The sequence below is a fragment of the Streptomyces sp. NBC_00209 genome, from assembly GCF_045206345.1.
GTDB lineage: Bacteria > Actinomycetota > Actinomycetes > Streptomycetales > Streptomycetaceae > Streptomyces.
In genome coordinates, this window is record NZ_CP108121.1 from 110215 (window position 1) to 126057 (window position 15843).

General features: G+C 67.5%; 13 protein-coding genes. 2 read left to right on the plus strand and 11 right to left on the minus strand.

The window, feature by feature from the left end:
• Window positions 1-259 precede the first annotated feature (259 nt).
• From OG867_RS00540 to OG867_RS00565, 6 genes are all read right to left on the minus strand, one after another.
• Window positions 260-484: a hypothetical protein gene (locus OG867_RS00540; protein WP_406281404.1), complete on the minus strand. Its 225-nt coding sequence runs from the start codon at window positions 482-484 to the stop codon at window positions 260-262.
• A 102-nt stretch (window positions 485-586) separates the two neighbouring features.
• A complete protein-coding gene (locus OG867_RS00545) occupies window positions 587-1672 on the minus strand; it encodes a DUF2637 domain-containing protein (RefSeq protein ID WP_406281407.1) in 1086 nt (361 codons plus the stop codon).
• Window positions 1669-2223 carry a WhiB family transcriptional regulator gene (locus OG867_RS00550; protein WP_406281410.1) on the minus strand — a complete coding sequence of 185 codons (555 nt, stop codon included), beginning with the start codon at window positions 2221-2223 and terminating at the stop codon, window positions 1669-1671. Before OG867_RS00550 ends, OG867_RS00545 begins: the two co-directional genes overlap by 4 nt.
• Window positions 2224-2340: 117 nt before the next feature.
• Window positions 2341-3048 (minus strand): ATP-binding protein, encoded by a 708-nt coding sequence (locus OG867_RS00555; protein WP_406281412.1) that lies wholly within the window; start codon window positions 3046-3048, stop codon window positions 2341-2343.
• The gene (locus OG867_RS00560; RefSeq protein WP_406281415.1) at window positions 3048-4067 is read right to left on the minus strand and encodes a hypothetical protein; all 1020 of its coding nucleotides are present in this window, start codon (window positions 4065-4067) and stop codon (window positions 3048-3050) included. Before OG867_RS00560 ends, OG867_RS00555 begins: the two co-directional genes overlap by 1 nt.
• 1 nt (window position 4068) lies before the next feature.
• Complete coding sequence (locus tag OG867_RS00565; RefSeq protein WP_406281418.1) at window positions 4069-4395, minus strand: transcriptional regulator; 327 nt, start codon at window positions 4393-4395, stop codon at window positions 4069-4071.
• Between the two features lie 540 nt (window positions 4396-4935).
• Between OG867_RS00565 and OG867_RS00570 the strand changes: the two genes are divergently transcribed.
• Window positions 4936-5808, plus strand: a complete 873-nt coding sequence (locus OG867_RS00570; protein ID WP_406281421.1) for a helix-turn-helix domain-containing protein — start codon at window positions 4936-4938, stop codon at window positions 5806-5808.
• Window positions 5809-5919: 111 nt separating this feature from the next.
• Here OG867_RS00570 and OG867_RS00575 read toward each other — a convergent pair whose 3' ends face one another.
• Both OG867_RS00575 and OG867_RS00580 read right to left on the minus strand, forming a co-directional pair.
• A complete protein-coding gene (locus OG867_RS00575) occupies window positions 5920-6549 on the minus strand; it encodes an HAD-IA family hydrolase (RefSeq protein WP_406281424.1) in 630 nt (209 codons plus the stop codon).
• 269 nt (window positions 6550-6818) lie between these two features.
• Window positions 6819-8054 (minus strand): MAB_1171c family putative transporter, encoded by a 1236-nt coding sequence (locus OG867_RS00580; RefSeq protein WP_406281426.1) that lies wholly within the window; start codon window positions 8052-8054, stop codon window positions 6819-6821.
• Between the two features lie 1620 nt (window positions 8055-9674).
• Between OG867_RS00580 and OG867_RS00585 the strand changes: the two genes are divergently transcribed.
• A complete protein-coding gene (locus OG867_RS00585; protein ID WP_406281429.1) occupies window positions 9675-10721 on the plus strand; it encodes an ISAs1 family transposase in 1047 nt (348 codons plus the stop codon).
• A gap of 329 nt (window positions 10722-11050) precedes the next feature.
• On the opposite strand, the gene OG867_RS00590 is transcribed toward OG867_RS00585, so the two are convergent.
• The 3 genes from OG867_RS00590 to fxlM form a co-directional block, all read right to left on the minus strand.
• Window positions 11051-12334, minus strand: coding sequence for an MFS transporter (locus OG867_RS00590; protein ID WP_406281432.1), 1284 nt, complete (start codon window positions 12332-12334; stop codon window positions 11051-11053).
• Between the two features lie 196 nt (window positions 12335-12530).
• Window positions 12531-13688, minus strand: a complete 1158-nt coding sequence (locus OG867_RS00595) for a hypothetical protein (RefSeq protein ID WP_406281435.1) — start codon at window positions 13686-13688, stop codon at window positions 12531-12533.
• Between the two features lie 69 nt (window positions 13689-13757).
• Window positions 13758-15839 (minus strand): methyltransferase, FxLD system, encoded by a 2082-nt coding sequence (gene fxlM, locus OG867_RS00600; protein WP_406281438.1) that lies wholly within the window; start codon window positions 15837-15839, stop codon window positions 13758-13760.
• Between the last annotated feature and the right edge of the window lie 4 nt (window positions 15840-15843).

Genomic DNA, 15843 nt, shown 5'->3' on the forward strand with positions numbered 1-15843 from the left:
GGCGTGTTCAGACTCGGCTGCTCACTGCGGGCGTCGCTGTTGGCTTCTCCCCCACTGACCGGCGCCCCCTGGTGCCGGTTGTCCTGCTGGTTCCCGTGCGCCCTCGCTCGGGAACCAGCAGGGCTTCCCCCGCCCTCTGGGGCGGGGGCAAGTGCGTACGACGGGCCGTAGGACCGTCGTACGCGACAACTTGCTCCGCCAGGAGCCGTCGTGGGGTCACGCTGCTGTCCGGACGGGGCAGGCGCCGGTTCGTCGGCGGTCACCTGCGCTTCTCCGGGCGCAGTCGCCGGATTTCGCGGACGGTGTTCTCGATCCAGTCCATGGCCAGGACCGGATGGTGCAGGGTCCAGGGCCGGCTGTCCGGGGACCGGCGGACGATCCAGGTGGCGTCGGGTCCACGGCGGACGTCGTGAACGTGGCCATGCTGGTGCAGGACGGCCAGCCAGGACTCGACCTCGGTAGATGTGGCCGGGGTGGTGCGCATCAGGTGCTCTCCGCCTCGCTTGGAACGGTTGGGGGTGCGGTCTCGGTGGGCGGGTGACCGGCCGGGGCGCCCGGCGCGGTCACCCACCAGAATTCGGATCGGTCAGTTCCGGGTGGAGGTGACCTGCTGTCCGTGCTGGGCGCGGAGCTGGGCCATCAGGCCGGTCAGGGTGTCGCTGGACAGCGGTATCCGCTGACCTCGGATGGCCTGGGCGACCACCTTCCGGGTCAGCTTGTCCTCCGCCCTGACCGCCGACCGGGCGATCCGCAGCAGGTCCTCGGTGTCCGGGTCACTGCGCCGGTCACCGCCTGCCCGAGGCTCGCGGTCACTGACCTGGGCCGCAGTGACCGACCGGCCGGTGACCGTGCTCCCCCTGTCCGAGCCGCTGCTGACCGGCGCGGCGGCGGCCGTGCGGCCACTGACCGGCAGCGTGGTGTCCGACTGACCGCGCAGGTCAGAGCCCCTTCTCCGCTCCTCCCGGTCACCGATGACCGGGAGACCGCTGTCCGCCCGGGTGCTCCCTTCGGTCGCTGACTGCGGGCTCGGTGTCTGCTTGTCCAGGGCCACTTCCGGCCGGTCGGTCAGGGCAGTGACCGGCTGATCGGCGCTGACCTGACCGTTCTCCGGACGCTGCTGACCGAGCCGGTCATCTCGGGTGACCGTGACCCGGTCACCCCCGTTGGGCTGACCGAGGTGACCGGAGTATCCGGGGTGGCCGAGGTGACCGGAGTCCTTGCGGTCACCGGCCTTGACCGGCGCCCGGGCAATGAGGATGTAGAGGTGGACGGCTCCGGCCAGTGCGAGCGGGGCGAGGGTCGAGAGCACCGCGACCACCGTGTCCCCGAGCCGCAGGCCCGTGCCGGCCGCGACCTGTCCGTTGAGGCGGACGGCATGCAGGGCGTTGGCCCAGATGCTGGCGGCGGTGGCCGTGCCGAAGAGCATCCAGACGTAGAGCCGGGCGCGGAGCGGGGCGTCGCGCAGGACCACCAGGGCGCGGACGCCGTAGGCAATGAACCCGTCGACCACCAGCGGGAAGAGGTAGGTCAGCACTCCCCGGACATGGATGGCGACGGCCATCTGCTGGAGCGCGTCGTACGACAGGGCGCACCCGGCTCCGCCCAGGGCAATGATCGCCGTGCGGTCCCAACCGGTGGGGCGCGCCACCGTAGGCGTGTTCGTGGTCGTCATGCCGCCGTCCCGAACGCGTCGCGGTCCAGGTGCCCGGCATGGTCGCCAGGCAGCTCCGGCTGGTTCATGGCGCTGTGGGCGATGGCACGACGGGTCTCGCGGTAGAGCTTCTGCGCGTGTTCCTCGGTGACCTTCAAGAGCCAGGCGAGGCGTTGTTCGCTCAGCCCGTGACGGTAGGCGGCGAGAACGACGGCGCGGCGTTCGGCCTTGGTGAGGTGGACGTCGCGTCCGGAGACGGTCTCGTTGACGCGGCTGTGGTCGAGGCGGTCGGCGATCCTGGAGTGCAGCCTCGCCCGCTCCTCCTCGGTGAGTCCGCCTCGGATGCCGTCGGTGTCGCCGCCTTCGAGGGCGGCGTCCAGGCAGATGCGGCGGACCGGGCACTGGCCGCACAGTGCCTTCGCGGCGGCGATCTTGTGGGTCTCGTCGGGTTCCGGGAAGAAGAGGTCGGGGTCGACCGGGTTGTACGTGGTGCTCTGGCAGACGGCGTCGTCCTGCCAGGAGTGGTCGCCGAGCGACCGGTGGCGGGCAGGGCGGTTCGTCGTGGTGGTCACGGTGGTGGCTCCGATCGCTCTCCGCGCGCAGGGGCGTCGGCGGAGAGGTGCGCTGAGTCGGGAAGGTGTTGGGGCGGCGCGTGGGGCGCTCTGCCCGGCGTGGCTGCCTGCGGTGGGTCAGGCGGCGGCGCGGTGCCGTCTGCGGTCGACGGGCTCGAACTCCACCCGGGTGGTCATCTGCGCGAGGCGCGAGGCGACGCGGTCCCCGAGGTAGCTCCGGAGGTCCCTGATCGCCAGGTTGGTGGTGATCAGCGTCGGGAGCATCAAGTTGTAGCGGCGATTGATCAGCCGGTACGTGACTTCCTCGACCCACTCCGTCACCCGGGCGGCGCCGAGATCGTCGAGGATCAGCAGCGGGCACCGGCTGACGATCGCCAGCTCCCGCTCGCTGTCGACGCCCTGCCGTGGGCGCAGCTCGGCGTAGAGGTCGGCCGCCGTGGTTGCGCGCCAGCGCACGCCGACCCCGTTCCTGACCAGTTCCCGGACCGCGCCGTACGCCTGGTGGGTCTTGCCCGCCCCGACGACCCCGGCCATCAGGAGGCTGGGCCCGGTGGTGACCTGTCGCCGGGCTCCCGGGCTGGGGGCGATGGCCGCGTCGGCGACCTGCCGGGTCCAGTCCAGGACCTGGGGGTGGTCGGCGACGGCGGTCCGGTAGCGCGGGGGCATGCCGGCCGACAGGGCGTCGAGCGGGTGGAGCTGCTCGGGTTCGTCGGACCGCTCTCCGGCGAGGGCGGAGGGGTCGATGTTCCGGGCGGCGAGGATCCTGGCCATCCGGTCCAGGGTGCCCGCGCCGAGGAGCTGCGGTTCGCGGCTGTTGGTGCCCATCACAGCTCCTCGGCGTAGGCGGCGGCAGCGTCGGACGGGTTGGTCCACGCCTGGTGAGCGGGCACGTTAGGCCGGATCCCCGGCCGTCCCAAACCGGCTGCGGGGGCGTTCATGGCCTCGTTGACCATGCTGGTCAGCACGCTCGGGTGCTTCGGGTTGGCCGCGAACTTCGCCAGCCCGGCCCGGACGTGCTCCTGGCTGATGCCCTCGTCGAGCAGCTTCTTGGTGATCCGCCCGAGGTGGCCGATCACGTCGCGGGGCGGACGCTCACCGCACGCCGCGACGTATTCGCCGACGAGCTGGTTCGCCGAGAAGCCGGCTGCGGGCGCGGTGCGCCCCGTAGGGACAAGAGATCCAGGATCCAAGATCCTAGATCCAGGCGCCGAGCCCTCCCCGACGCTTCGGGGAAGGTTCGGCGAGGACTCGGCGAACGTGCCCTGACCTGGCATTTCCGTCTGCCCTCGGCCGTCCGTGCCGTCCGGGCCTGCGAGGGCGCCCTGTGGGGCGGCAGGGGCCTTGTATGCGTTGTCGCGAGGCGTCGCGGCGTGCTGCCCGGCCGTGTCGACGGTGCGGGGAGGGTTCGGGGAAGCCTCGTCGAGCCCTCGCGGAGTCGTCGGCGACTTCTCGGATTCCTTGGTGCAGGTGCCCTTGCAGGGTGCGCACCGGTCGGCGGCCTGGTGCTGTGGGCAGGAGGGGAGGCGCGACTGGCTGGGCTTGTCGATCTTCTGGTGCTCGGACCAGGTCACGATGTGCAGGTAGCGGCGACCGTCGCAGCCGGTGTACCGGCAGATCAGTCCGGCGTTCGCGAGCTGGTGGAGGTCGTCCTCGACGTGCACCGAGGTGTGCTCGGCCCGCAGAGGCCAGAGCAGTCCGGCGATGATGGCGGCGTTGTCGCGGTGTCGGCCGTGGTCGTCGGCCTGGGTGAGGAGGCCGAAGAAAGTGCGCTCGGCCTCGACGCTCACCTCGGCGAGCGACTCGGAGATGAAGCTCTCCGGCTTGATGGTGCGTATCCGTGCCATGTCAGCGGCTCCGGCCGGCGTCGACCAGGTCGCTGCGCGTGAGAGTGGCGTCGGCCAGGCGCAGCGTATGCGGTCGCGTCCAGTCCGCCTCCGGCCAGACCCGCAGAATCCAGCGAGCCGCGACCCGGGCGGTCGTCCGGTTCAGTTCCATGGTCTTTCCGGCCTCGTCGTGGACGACGGCGTGCAGGTGGGGCCACCGCCCTTGCGGGTTGGTGAGGCTGACCCTGATCGTGGCTGCACCGGGGATCATGTCGGCGAGCTGGATGGCCAGGCGGCGCTGGCGGTCGGTGTGCGGGCATGCGGGGATACCGCTCGGCGTGGCGAGCATGCGATACTCCGGTGTTTGTAGGAGCGCGGTGCGGCGGTCTCGTGCAAGAAGCCCTGCCGCCCGCGTGATGTGAATGGCCCCCTCGGGGTGCCGATCCGGCGCTTGGGAGTTGGTACCTCCCGGGCGCCGGACTCATTTGTCGGGCCGTCTCACGGACCGCGTGGCGGCATCTCGATCTCCCTTCCCTGGCGCTCGTCGCCCCCTATTTCCGGACCTCGCCCGGCGGGGGACGACGAACATACGTAGACACCTGCGGCAAGTCCATCCCGCCCTGGACCGCCTACAGGCCCACAGAACGCCCGATGACCGGTCCTAGGTCTGTGCTCGCCAGGTCGGCCACGGCTAGACACCGAATCCCACGGCACGCAGCCCGAACGGCAGCGCAACAGGCACGGGAACCCCAAAAGATGGGACCATGGAGCCCGGAAACTGACCGCTCGGCGCGATACAGAAACGTACGTCAGTTTCACAGATGCATCAAGCCTGGATACAGTGGGACCAGCCGCCGGCCCGGTCCGATCGTCACCCGCAGGAGTTCATGTGCCCCCACGTCAGTTCGACGGCAGCCGCGTACGCGCTGTCCGCCGGGGCAAGGACCTCCACCAACGGCAGCTGGCCGCAATGGTGCAAGTGAGCGCGCCCACGGTCGCCCGATGGGAGGCCGGCCAGGACTTCCCCAAGGGTGAGAAATTGCCATCGATCGCGTCGGCACTCGGCCAGCCGATCGATGATCTCTTCCCGACCGACGGCCCGCCGGACCTCCAACTGCTGCGCTGCGATGCCGGCCTCAGCGTGGCGGATGCCGCCAGGATCCTCGGTACCAGCCGTGCACCGGTGAGCAACGCCGAATCCGGGCGGCGGAGACTCGCCGCTACCTACGTTCACCCGCTCGCCCAGGCGTACGGGGTGACTGAGGACGAGTTGCTGGCCGCCCAGGACTACTCATTTGGGCTTCGGCCCGCGACCGGCCTCGACAGTCAGTCAGCGCCCCGCGCCCTCGGCGAGAAGGTCAGCTTTCTCCTGCGATACGGATACGGTGCCCAGGCCGCGCCGTCCGACGGTGAGATCGCGACGCTCGTCAATGAGCATGCCCACGAAGCGGCCGTCACCGCAGACGACATCGCCTCCCTCCGGGCGGGCAAGACGATCGAAGTGTCCGACGCAGTCCGTGCCGGCCTGGCGGAGGCGCTTAAGGTCGACGTTGCCATCCTCGGGGACGATGCCACGCTCAACCCTGCGGCCCGCCAGCTTCTGGAGGCGATCCGTTTCATCGGCTCGATCGACCGAGGACAGATCCTTGGTCTTGCGGCCCGCGGCAACGACGAGGGCCTATCCGTCGAGATGATGGCCAGGATGAACAAGATCGTCGGCGAACTGAAGCACAAGCTGCCGGAGGCGCAGGACGAGCAGTGACACCGCCGATGCAACCTGCAACGGTACGGAGCGGTTGTCCCGCGCGTACGGGGTTGAACGCAAAAGCCCCCCGACTCAATTGGTCGGGGGGCTTGGGGTCTCTGCGCGGGGTTAGAACGCGGTGAGGTCCACGCCGAGCAGTTCGGAGAGGGTTGCCACCGTCTGTTTCGGGTCCACGTTGTGCACGCCCGCGATGCCAAGCTCTGCTGCCGCCTGAACGTAAGCCTCGGTGTCGTCGACGAAGACCGTCTCCTCCGCCGGCAGCTCCATGCGCTTGAGCGTGAGCTCGAAGAGTTCACGCTGCGGCTTGCGCATCAGGTGCTGCTCGGAAATCACTACGACGTCGTAGCGCCGCTCCAGCTCGTAGCCGTCGTAGAGGTTCCACGGAGACAAGCCCACCGAGTTGGACAAGATCGCCACCTTGATGCCAGCCTCACGCGCTGCAGCAGCTGCGTCGATCAGCAGCGGCTCAGGCCGGAGATCACCGAAGATTCGCCCCATCAAGTTGTCGGCCGAAACGTTCAGCATCCGCCCGGCGAACTCATTCCACTCCGTTTGGGAAACTGCACCCCGCTCTAGATCGCTAGTGATCCGCACGCCCTCGTCGTCCGCATACAAAGCCTTGAGACAGGCGCCCTTCGGGAGCCCCTCGCGCTGCTCGAACGCCAATACCGCCGGAAGCAGAGGGGTGGTGAGGACGCCACCGAAATCGAGGATGAGGCCGGTTCGGTGGAGGGACATGCGGGAAACTCCGTTTACTGAGATTTCGGGTCGCATACTAGGGACCCATCTGTTTAGGGCGATACAGCTATGTGCACCATGCCGAGGTGGACTTGCGGGGCGGGGCAAGAGTTGCCGCTCGCCAATCCACGGTACCAGCCAGCTCCTACAGCAAAGTGGTGCTGAATCTCACGCCACGCTCGCCATCCAAGATCTTCCGCATGCTCGCTCACCGACCGGCGAGCAGCACCAAGGGGCTACAGCTGGTCTGCTGAACGCATACCGCGTGGCTACGAATCCACTTCCGACTCCAGTTTTGCCGAATGCCGCAAGATAATCCTTGCTTCCTTTACGGTGACGCCGGAGTAAATCGTGCTGACCCGCGCTTGCCAAGCGGCTTCGCTATCGGTGTCTACGAACGGCTTTTCCCGGAGAATGGCCACTGCCTGCGAATTGGCGGCTTCGACACCAACTGCCTGTAGTCCGGCCTTGATCCAGTACGCTTCTGCGGCCGGCTCGGGGTCTGCATGCGAGCCGGCAAAATCTTCTGCGGCGAACATTAGATCGCGCGGAGCGTAGTAACGCAGCTTCTCGCACGCATCAGCCATGTCCTGAACCCATCGGTCCAAGCGAACATCGACTGGCACCCGCAACTGAAGAAGCTCCACGAAAAGCCGCTCAGGTGGATACAAGCTCGTCCCGGGGAAGGTATTCACCAGGTCAAACCAGAGCGGATAGATCTTGCACAGTGTGCGCCACGTTTTCCAACGGGCCGCAGCAGCCCGAGTGGTTGGAATGCTTGCGCCGACAGCCACGATTAGGAAAAGGAGATCCATCCACATTGAGGTAGCGTCCACGAGGACCTGCGTCGTGGAGGGACTCACAGGGAAGATCACTCCCACCCACACGATCGCTATGCGAGCGGCCGTATGAATCAAGCCCATCCACATCGCCGTACCCATTAGGCCCAGCCCAATGCGCATGCTAGTATTTTCGGCCTGTCGCGCGGCCCTGGTCCACTGATATCCGCAGACTGCTGTCGTGACCAGCGGAAAGAAATAGAAGGTAGTCATGTAGACTGCAACCCCCCATTGCCCCGCATGGTCGATGAGGAAATTCTGACTAGGTCTGCCCCGATGCACCACGGTAAAGAACAGAACCGTAAGCAGCACGACACCGATCGCCCCCGCTTTATATGACGCGCTGGCGATCCACCGGGAGACCGCTACATGTCGTGGTACAACGGTCTCCGTACTCCTGCCGTAGCTGGTAGAAACGTACGTCAAGGCGGCCATGATGGCCGCAGTGCTGGCAAAATGTCTCAGCAAGGCGCTTAGATCGACGACGGGAATTCGATCGACCGCATCCATGGCGACTGGCGTGTAAAGGCAGAGAGCAATAGCAAACCCTGCATATCCGCCCCAAAGGGCCCTACGATGAGAGTCGCCGTAGCGAACCGCAGGAAGTCGCCAGACAGATATTGCGGTCATCACTGCCGCAGTCAGATACGTGATGTAGTCGAACACGAGATCAGCGAATGTCCATGTCGGCTGCACGCCATTAAGATCGCGAGGATCGATTGACTGCAGACTCGTTTTTCGCGAAGAGCTTACTTCTACGGCTTACGCCGAGGCGCGGCAACTGGATGCGCAAGGGAATACTCCAGGAGGCTGATTACATCATCCCCCGCGACCACTTGACGACGCGCCTTCCGCTTAATCAGAGAAGCCGACAGTTCGGCTTCCTTCTCCTCTAGGGTGTAAAAATCCACGCGGGCCTGAACCAGCGCTGACGGGAAACGGCGGAGCACATCTTGGCGAATGCGACTGGGCACCAATCTTTCGATCTGGGAAACTGTCAAGGTGGTCCCGTGGTCCAACCACTCGTGTGCCAATTCGTGGAGGATGGTGTGCTCAGTTTGATTTCTACTTGATCGGCGACGATAGAGAATAATCGTCACCTCAGGCGCTCTAACCCGCAGGCCGCATGCCGTTCCCAGACCTCCATCGGGATCCTCCAGTGGCAGCAGTCGAATCTGTCGGCCCAAAGCGCACTCCATATTGCGCACCAGCGCTTCGACGCTGAACGGCGCAGGTATGGGCAGACCGACGAGCTTCCTCTCACACTGCTTAACGAGAGCGCGCCGCGAGGGGTCGCTGCGCCAACGCATAGTCGCTCCATCAATATCCGCTGCCAGCCCCCATCCCGACTCACGCATGCAAGGCGCCAACAGCTCGCATCCACGAGCACGGTGACAGGGCGTTCCTGACTAATCCTACAAGGGAACGACCGAGATCAAATACCGGAGCGCCTGTTGCGAAGGTCACCCCGGCGGCGTTGCTTACAATGCTGCCCAAGATCAATCGCATGGCCAGCTGAATGCACGGGCTCCGTCGTCGTCAACAACTAGGTCAAAGGGAAAGCACACCACGGGGCACTGCAGAGCGCATAGTTCCCTTGGTCGGATAGAGACGAGGGGGCATCCACGAGTTGCGATCCGGCCAGATCTCGGCACCTCCTCATCATTTCCCAACCACGCGACCACGAGCACCGGCAGCAGGGGGGCGGTCGAAGTTTCCAGTAGACGCGGACATAGCAGGAATGGACGGACACACTCGGCAGTCGGATAGCCATGCTGGTGGAGGCCGAGAAGACCGAGCCGCAACGGGTCGTCACTACGGTTCGATGGGCCGGCGAACGATCTTTATTGAAGAGGGCGTTCGGATGGACGTACGGCGCGGTGTCCGGGGCGTTGGCGGAGGCTGGACACACGCCGCGTGGACTTCACCATGCCCGGTGAGCTGGACCCCGCCGCCGAAGCCCAGTTGGACAGACAACCAGGGTCATTGCACGAAGAGGATCAGTCCGGTTCGCCGGTCTCGGGTGTGACGTGACGTCATGGACCGTTGTGGGGCGGGATGTCCCCGGAAAGCAGTGCAGGCACGGTGGTCGGTGATCATGTGGTTGTCGAAGACCCATGAGAACCGAGCGAGACCGTGCCTGCCCGAACATCATCGCCCATGCCCGCCGGGCTGGGTAATCTGGCCCTACCGAACCCTCACGTCACCCTGCAGGATGCCGCTGACCTGCGGCGCTTCCTGATATGGATACCGGATCCGCGCGGCCTGCGAGGACGGAGGTATCCGATGCTCCCGCTGCTGTGCGCGGCGGCCGGCGCGGTTCTGGCCGGCGCGCGTTCCCTGATCGCGATCGGCGAGTGGATCGATGACGCCCCGCAGTCCGTCCTGGGCCTGCTCGGCTTTCCGGCGGATCCGCTCACCGGGGTGCGGCCCACGCCGCATGCGGCCACCGTCCGGCGTCTGCTCCAGCGCCTCGACGGTGACGCGCTGGACGCCGCGATCGGCGCATTCCTCCAGGCCCGAGGGCAAGCATCGCCACCGGACGAGCCGCCGAAACTGCGGGCGGTCGCGGTCGACGGCAAGACCGTCCGCGGATCCCGCACCGCCACAGCCACGGCGATCCAGTTGCTGGCCGCGATGGACCACCACGGCGTGGTCCTGGCCCAGCGGCAGATCGCTTCCAAGAGCAACGAGATACCGGCCTTCGCTCCGCTGTTGGACTCCATCGAGCTGATCGGCACCGTGATCACCGGCGACGCGCTGCACACGCAGCATGCCCACGGCCGCTACCTCCGGACACGCGGCGCCCACTACCTGGCCATCGTGAAGAAGAACCACCCCGGCCTGTATGCGCAGGTCAGGAAGCTTCCCTGGGCGGATATCCCGCTGGACCACCGCACCCGCGACCGTGCCCACCACCGTGACGAGATCCGTCGCCTCAAGGTCGCCGCCTTCCGGCATCTCGACTATCCCGGCGCCTGCCAGGCCGTCCAGATCGTCCGGTGGCGACGGGAGTTGAGCACGGGGAAGCTGACGATCGAGCGGGTCTACGTGATCACGAGTCTGGACGTCTTCGACGCCACCCCGGCCGAACTCGCCTCCTGGATCAGAGGTCACTGGGGCATCGAGAACCTCCTGCACCACGTCCGTGACCGGACCTTCCGCGAGGACGACTCCAAGGTCCGCACCGGACACCTGCCCCGCACCATGGCCGGCCTACGCAACCTCGCCATCAGCATCTTCCGGCAGAACGGCGATACCAACATCGCCGCCGCCCTCCGTCACACCGGCCGCGACTACCGGCGGCCCCTGGCAGCTCTCGGCCTTACGTGATCAACCCGGACAGATCGCGATCACGCAATGGCCTTGGACAGACAACCGCCCTTGACCCCGGCGGGAGAACAAGTGCACCCCAGTAGTAGCGCAATGGGACAGGTCCCGGCGAGGAAGGTTCTCACCGGGGGTGGTCGACGGGTCGGAGCCAACTACACCACCACGGCCATCCGCAGGACTGGACTTGTGTCCGCCACATGGCCGTGCACTCCCCGCCCAGGTCGAGCAGGGGTTCTTGGGTGCGCCTTCCTCGAGTCGGTCGTGGACGGGGCGAAGGCACGGGGAGTCGGGTCGTTCTGCTGATGTGAGGGCTGATGCGGGCCCGGTGGTCATGAAGGAGCTCCTCGGGGGGCGGGCGGCATGGCCCCGTGGGCAGGAATGGTCTGCAGCGTGCGGATCGGGGAGGCCAGCAGCAGGATTGCGGCGCCAGCTTGGAGGAGCGCGCCGGCAGCGAAGGTGGCTCGGACGTCGAGGAGGAGGACTAGGCCACCGGCGGTGGCGGCTGCGAGCGGGCGCGCTCCGGCGGTGAGCGTGGTGCTGGCGGACTGCGCCCGGGCCTGGAAGGCCGGTTCGCACACAGCCTGACGCAGGGACCGTTGGCTGGTCCCCGACGCCGTCGCCCCAAACAGCTGCCCTGCCAGCGTGCCGGCCAACACGATCTGCCACCCCAGTCCGGGCTCGGCGCACAGCAGCGGCACCTGCATGAGGGGGCAGACCGCGAACCCGCCGATGATCGTGGGACCGATCCCGATCCTGCCGGCGATCCTCGGCGCGAACAGCGCACCGACCAAGCCTCCGACACCGCCGACGCCCATGATCACACCGAACGCGGACGGGGACGCTCCAAGCCGCTCCAGCAGGTAGTACGCCCAGTATGTGTTCATGACTGCCAAGCCGAAGGAAAGGATCGACAGGGCGGCGATCAGCGTGCGGATCGTAGGCTGGCGGGCCACGTAACGTACGCCGTCTGCGATATCCCGCGCCAGACTCATACGCGTGCGTGGCACAGTGGCGGCTTCGGGGACGCGCATCCGCCAGACGAGTACGGCGGAGGCGAGGAAGGACAGGGCGTCGGCAAGGACAGAGCAGGCGGGACCGACGGCACCCACTAGGGCGGCGCCGGCGTTGGTGCCGGTGCTGTCGGCCGCCGAGGACGCCGCTCCGAGCCGTGAGTTCGCGTCGTGGAGCTGATCCGGATCGACTAGAGCCGGTAGGAGGCTGACGGCCGCTGCGTCGTGCACCACCTTGGCCGCCCCGAGAACGACCGCGACTCCGCACAGTTGCCCGACAGCGAGCAGCCCGGCGAGGGCCGCGGCCGGGATAGTCACCAGTGCGACCGCCGCCGCCAGATCCGAAGCAATGAGCTGAGGACGCTTGGGGTGGCGGTCGGACAGAGCCCCGGCCCACAGCGCGACCGCGTTCGGGAGCTGTCCGAGGAACGCGAGCACGGCAATATCGGTGGTGGACGCGTGCAACTCCAGCACAGCCAGCGCTGGCAGAGCAACGCTGCTCACCGCCGACCCGGACAGGGTCACGGCCTCGGCCCCGAGTAGGAGCCGGAAGGCCGGCTGCGACCACACGGTGCTCCTCTTGGTGCCGGCGGCGACTGTCATGACACCCCACCCTCAGCCGCCAGCGCGGGGGCCACAGTAGTCGTGGGGATGCGGCGGGCCATGTGCGCGTGATCCGTCATCTGCCTGCGTTTGTGTCCGTTGTAGTCGAGCTCTGGGGAGCAGCCGTACGGTGTCGTCGGCCTGAGGGCGCGAGGGTTTTCCGGGGTGATCAGGCAGAGCCGCCCAGCCCGGCTGCTCATGGGGCGGCGCTCTTTCTGTCAAGGAACGCCTCGCTTTGGGGCGCCCGCTGGGCCGGCCGTAAGGAGATCACGCTTTGACGGATTACTGTGCTGCTGATCCGAAGCGCATGGACTAACCCGGCAGCCAGGTGGAGAGGTAGCCGCCCGTCATCCAGCCCGCAGGCGTGGATGAGGTCGTGGGTGGCGTTCGCCTTTTTTATGGAGAGGAGGTTGGTGAACCGGGGGCTGGCCAAGCACTCGCGGGCCGTGTAACCGTCGGTCGCGGCCATGGACCGGCGGTGTAGTTCCTCGGCAACTAAGCGTGCCGCAGGACCGTCCGGCTGGTTGAGGAGATCCAGGATGGTCAGCCCGAGGCGCGTATCGAAGACGGTCGTACCGGTCTGGGGCTCGTGTTGTATGTAGCTGTTTACCAACGCGGGGAGCAGGTCGTCGACGGGCCGGTGGGAGGCTCGGTGGGCCATTACGGTCAGGCATGACGTGACGGCATTCTCCCAGGGTTCGCCAGGTGTCGTCTGAGTGACGAGGCTGACGGCTTGGTCGGGGTCGTCGTGGAGGGCGGCGAGTACGGCAACTTGTCGGCCGTCCAGCATCCGCAATCCGAGGCCGTGATGCTGCTCGATGTGGGCCAATGCCTCAGTCCAGCGTCCGGCGGTAGTCAGTGTGCGGGTGCCGTCGGCGAGAATCACCCGCCACAGCCAGGCGCGTACTTCGTTGCGGTCGGTGTCGCTCGTGGTCAGCATTGCAGGGATGCGGACACCCTCGAACTCGGCGGGGGTGGCGTTGCTGACGGCGTCGAAGAGGTTGTGGAGACGGTGGCGGCCGGCGTCGGTGTTGCCGGCGCGGATCTGGAGGCGGGCAAGGTTAACGACCGGTTCAAGGGCTCGAATCGCCGTCGTGCCGGGGAGAGGAGCGGCATGGAGGTACGCGGCGGCGTGCTGATGACACCACTGGCGGGCGAGGTTGGGCAGACCGAGGTCGGAGGCGAGGAGCGCGGCCTGGTTGGAGACCGCGGATGCCAGGATCTGGTCCGCCTTGGTCTGGGCCGTGGCGGAGAGCTCGATCAGGGCGCGGACGCGTTGCGGGAGCGGCAGGCAGGCGGGTCGGAAGCGGGAGATGAGAGGGAAGCGCTGGGATATGCGATCGTTTGGGTCCATGGGGACTCCCAGGGAGGGATCGGCGAGGGCATGCGGGGCCCGCCGTGGCAGCGGGCCTCGCACCGGGGGCTACTGCCAGTTGACGAGGACGCGATTGAGCGGGGTGTCGAGGATGAACCTGCCGGGTTGCTGCTCGGTGGGAGGCCCGTCGAGCGGCAGGAGCTCGAAGGTGGCTTCCCGGCCGCGGTACTCGCGGTCCCAAATGCGGATGGCGTTGGCGACCTGGGATGCGAGTTCCTCGCTGCCGGGGCCATGGCCGACGACGCCGAACTCCCAGAGCTTGCCGCCCTCGAGGGTCTTTTCAGCCAGCAGACGCCGGGTGAGGTAGGTGAGTGCGCCCTTGTCCACGGCGGCCGAGGAGGAGGGGTAAGGATCGTCGGTGAGCACGGTGCCCTTGGCGTCCTGCGGGAACAGCATCCGGATCAGGCCGGAGGGCAGGGAGCAGGAGACGAACAGCTCCATCCACTCGGGGCTCTCCATGGCGCGAACCTTCATTCCGGTCCATTCCTCGATCCGGGGCTGTTCAAGGACGCCAGCGAGGGCGTGGGCGTCGAATCCCTGCCCGGAGGGGGCCTGGAGGCGCACGGTGCTCGTGGTTGAGAGCGGGACGACGCGGCGGTCGTCATCAGCGATGCCGCGTCGCAGCGGCATGAAGGTGTTCATCTGCGAGCCGGACGATACCCAGCGCCCGTCGCGCTCCTCGTAGATGATGGAGCGCGAGACGCTGCCCGTGAGCCGTTGCGGGGTAACGAGCCGGCCGCCGGGGGCGATCTGTTCGAGCCAGGCGTGCGGGATGCCGTGCGCGCCGACGGTGGCGATGATCCGGTCGTATGGAGCACCCTCGGCGTGGCCGAGGGCACCGTCGCGAGTCAGCGCCTCGACGTTCGTGAAGCCGGTGTCGGCGAGGTGCGCGCGGGCGCCGTCGACCAGGTCCTCGTCGACGTCGATGGTCGTGACATGTCCGTCGGGGCCGACGAGGTGGCCGATCAGGGCGGCGTTGTAGCCGGTGCCGGCGCCGAGTTCGAGAATCCGCTCACCGGGCCGGGCGTGGAGCTGGTCGAGCATGAGGGCGACGACGGCGGGCTGGGAGGCGCAGGAGATTGACGTGCCGTCGGTGTCGTACTTGACGTTGACCGGCGCGTTGGCGTAGGCGTCGGTGAGCGGCGCGTCGGGGACGAACCGGTGCCTGGGGACGGTGCGCAGGGCGTCCTCGACGGCGGGGGTGCGGGCGTGGCCCTCGGCCTGGATCTGGTCGACCAGGGCGTTGCGCAGGCGTTCGGCGTCGGCTTCGGGCGTGGTGAGCGTGTGGGTGTTCACCACGCTGACGCTATCGGCGGCGGAGTCGTTTGCCGCTGCGGACGCGGTGTTGTCACTCGATCCCATGACTACCTCTCGTGCGATGTGGGACAGGGCGTGCTGATCTGCGGAGGGCAGGCCGGCACGGTTGGCGTGAAAGATCATGTGATGGGCGACGACGGCGCGCAGGCCACGGGTCAACTCGCCCTGCGCGGCGAGGTAGGCCAGGGTGGTGCCCGCGCGTTCGAACGCGGCGACCCACTCCGCGTGGCCGTCCAGCGGACCGCCTGCACGGCACAGGCTGCGCGCCTCGGTGGACATCAGCTTCCGCATCGCCGGCAGCAGGGCGGCGTACCGTTCAGGGGCGGGGCGGCTGATGGCGGGGCGTAGTTCGGTGACTTTGCTCCACACGTCGCCCTGTTCGAACCAGTCGAGGTTCGCGGCGCGCATCATGCTGCTCATCAGCAGGACGGCCGTCTCCGGCCTACCCAATCGGCCGGGGCCGGACGCGTAGGTGAGGAGGTGTCGGCTGTCCTCGTGGAAGAGGTCGTGCGCGGCCGCCATGCCGGACCGGCCGCCGAAGGTGTCGGTCTCCGGCTCGTAGATACCGGCCGTCCAGGAAGATGCGATGCCGTCCGCGACCAGAGCGTCCAGCACCGCCTCGACAGCGGGAGCGGGGTGTCCGGCCAGGTACCGCAGTGGCCAGGGCTGCTTGTTCATGAACCACCAGCTGCTGAGCTGCCGGTGGGCTTCCGCTTCGCGCAGCGCGGGTGCGAGGCGCTCGGTGATGGCGGCGCGCGCGGTCTCCCGGTCAGGGAAGGTGATCTGGTGCTGCTGCCAGTGATCGGTGGGCATCGGG

What these genes read in the sequence shown, in the direction of transcription:
- OG867_RS00540 (WP_406281404.1), bottom strand. Translation starts at nt 484, where the DNA reads ATGCGCACCACCCCGGCCACATCTACCGAGGTCGAGTCCTGGCTGGCC.
- OG867_RS00545 (WP_406281407.1), bottom strand. Translation starts at nt 1,672, where the DNA reads ATGACGACCACGAACACGCCTACGGTGGCGCGCCCCACCGGTTGGGAC.
- OG867_RS00555 (WP_406281412.1), bottom strand. Translation starts at nt 3,048, where the DNA reads ATGGGCACCAACAGCCGCGAACCGCAGCTCCTCGGCGCGGGCACCCTG.
- OG867_RS00560 (WP_406281415.1), bottom strand. Translation starts at nt 4,067, where the DNA reads ATGGCACGGATACGCACCATCAAGCCGGAGAGCTTCATCTCCGAGTCG.
- OG867_RS00565 (WP_406281418.1), bottom strand. Translation starts at nt 4,395, where the DNA reads ATGCTCGCCACGCCGAGCGGTATCCCCGCATGCCCGCACACCGACCGC.
- OG867_RS00575 (WP_406281424.1), bottom strand. Translation starts at nt 6,549, where the DNA reads ATGTCCCTCCACCGAACCGGCCTCATCCTCGATTTCGGTGGCGTCCTC.
- OG867_RS00585 (WP_406281429.1), top strand. Translation starts at nt 9,675, where the DNA reads ATGCTCCCGCTGCTGTGCGCGGCGGCCGGCGCGGTTCTGGCCGGCGCG.
- OG867_RS00590 (WP_406281432.1), bottom strand. Translation starts at nt 12,334, where the DNA reads ATGACAGTCGCCGCCGGCACCAAGAGGAGCACCGTGTGGTCGCAGCCG.
- OG867_RS00595 (WP_406281435.1), bottom strand. Translation starts at nt 13,688, where the DNA reads ATGGACCCAAACGATCGCATATCCCAGCGCTTCCCTCTCATCTCCCGC.
- fxlM (WP_406281438.1), bottom strand. Translation starts at nt 15,839, where the DNA reads ATGCCCACCGATCACTGGCAGCAGCACCAGATCACCTTCCCTGACCGG.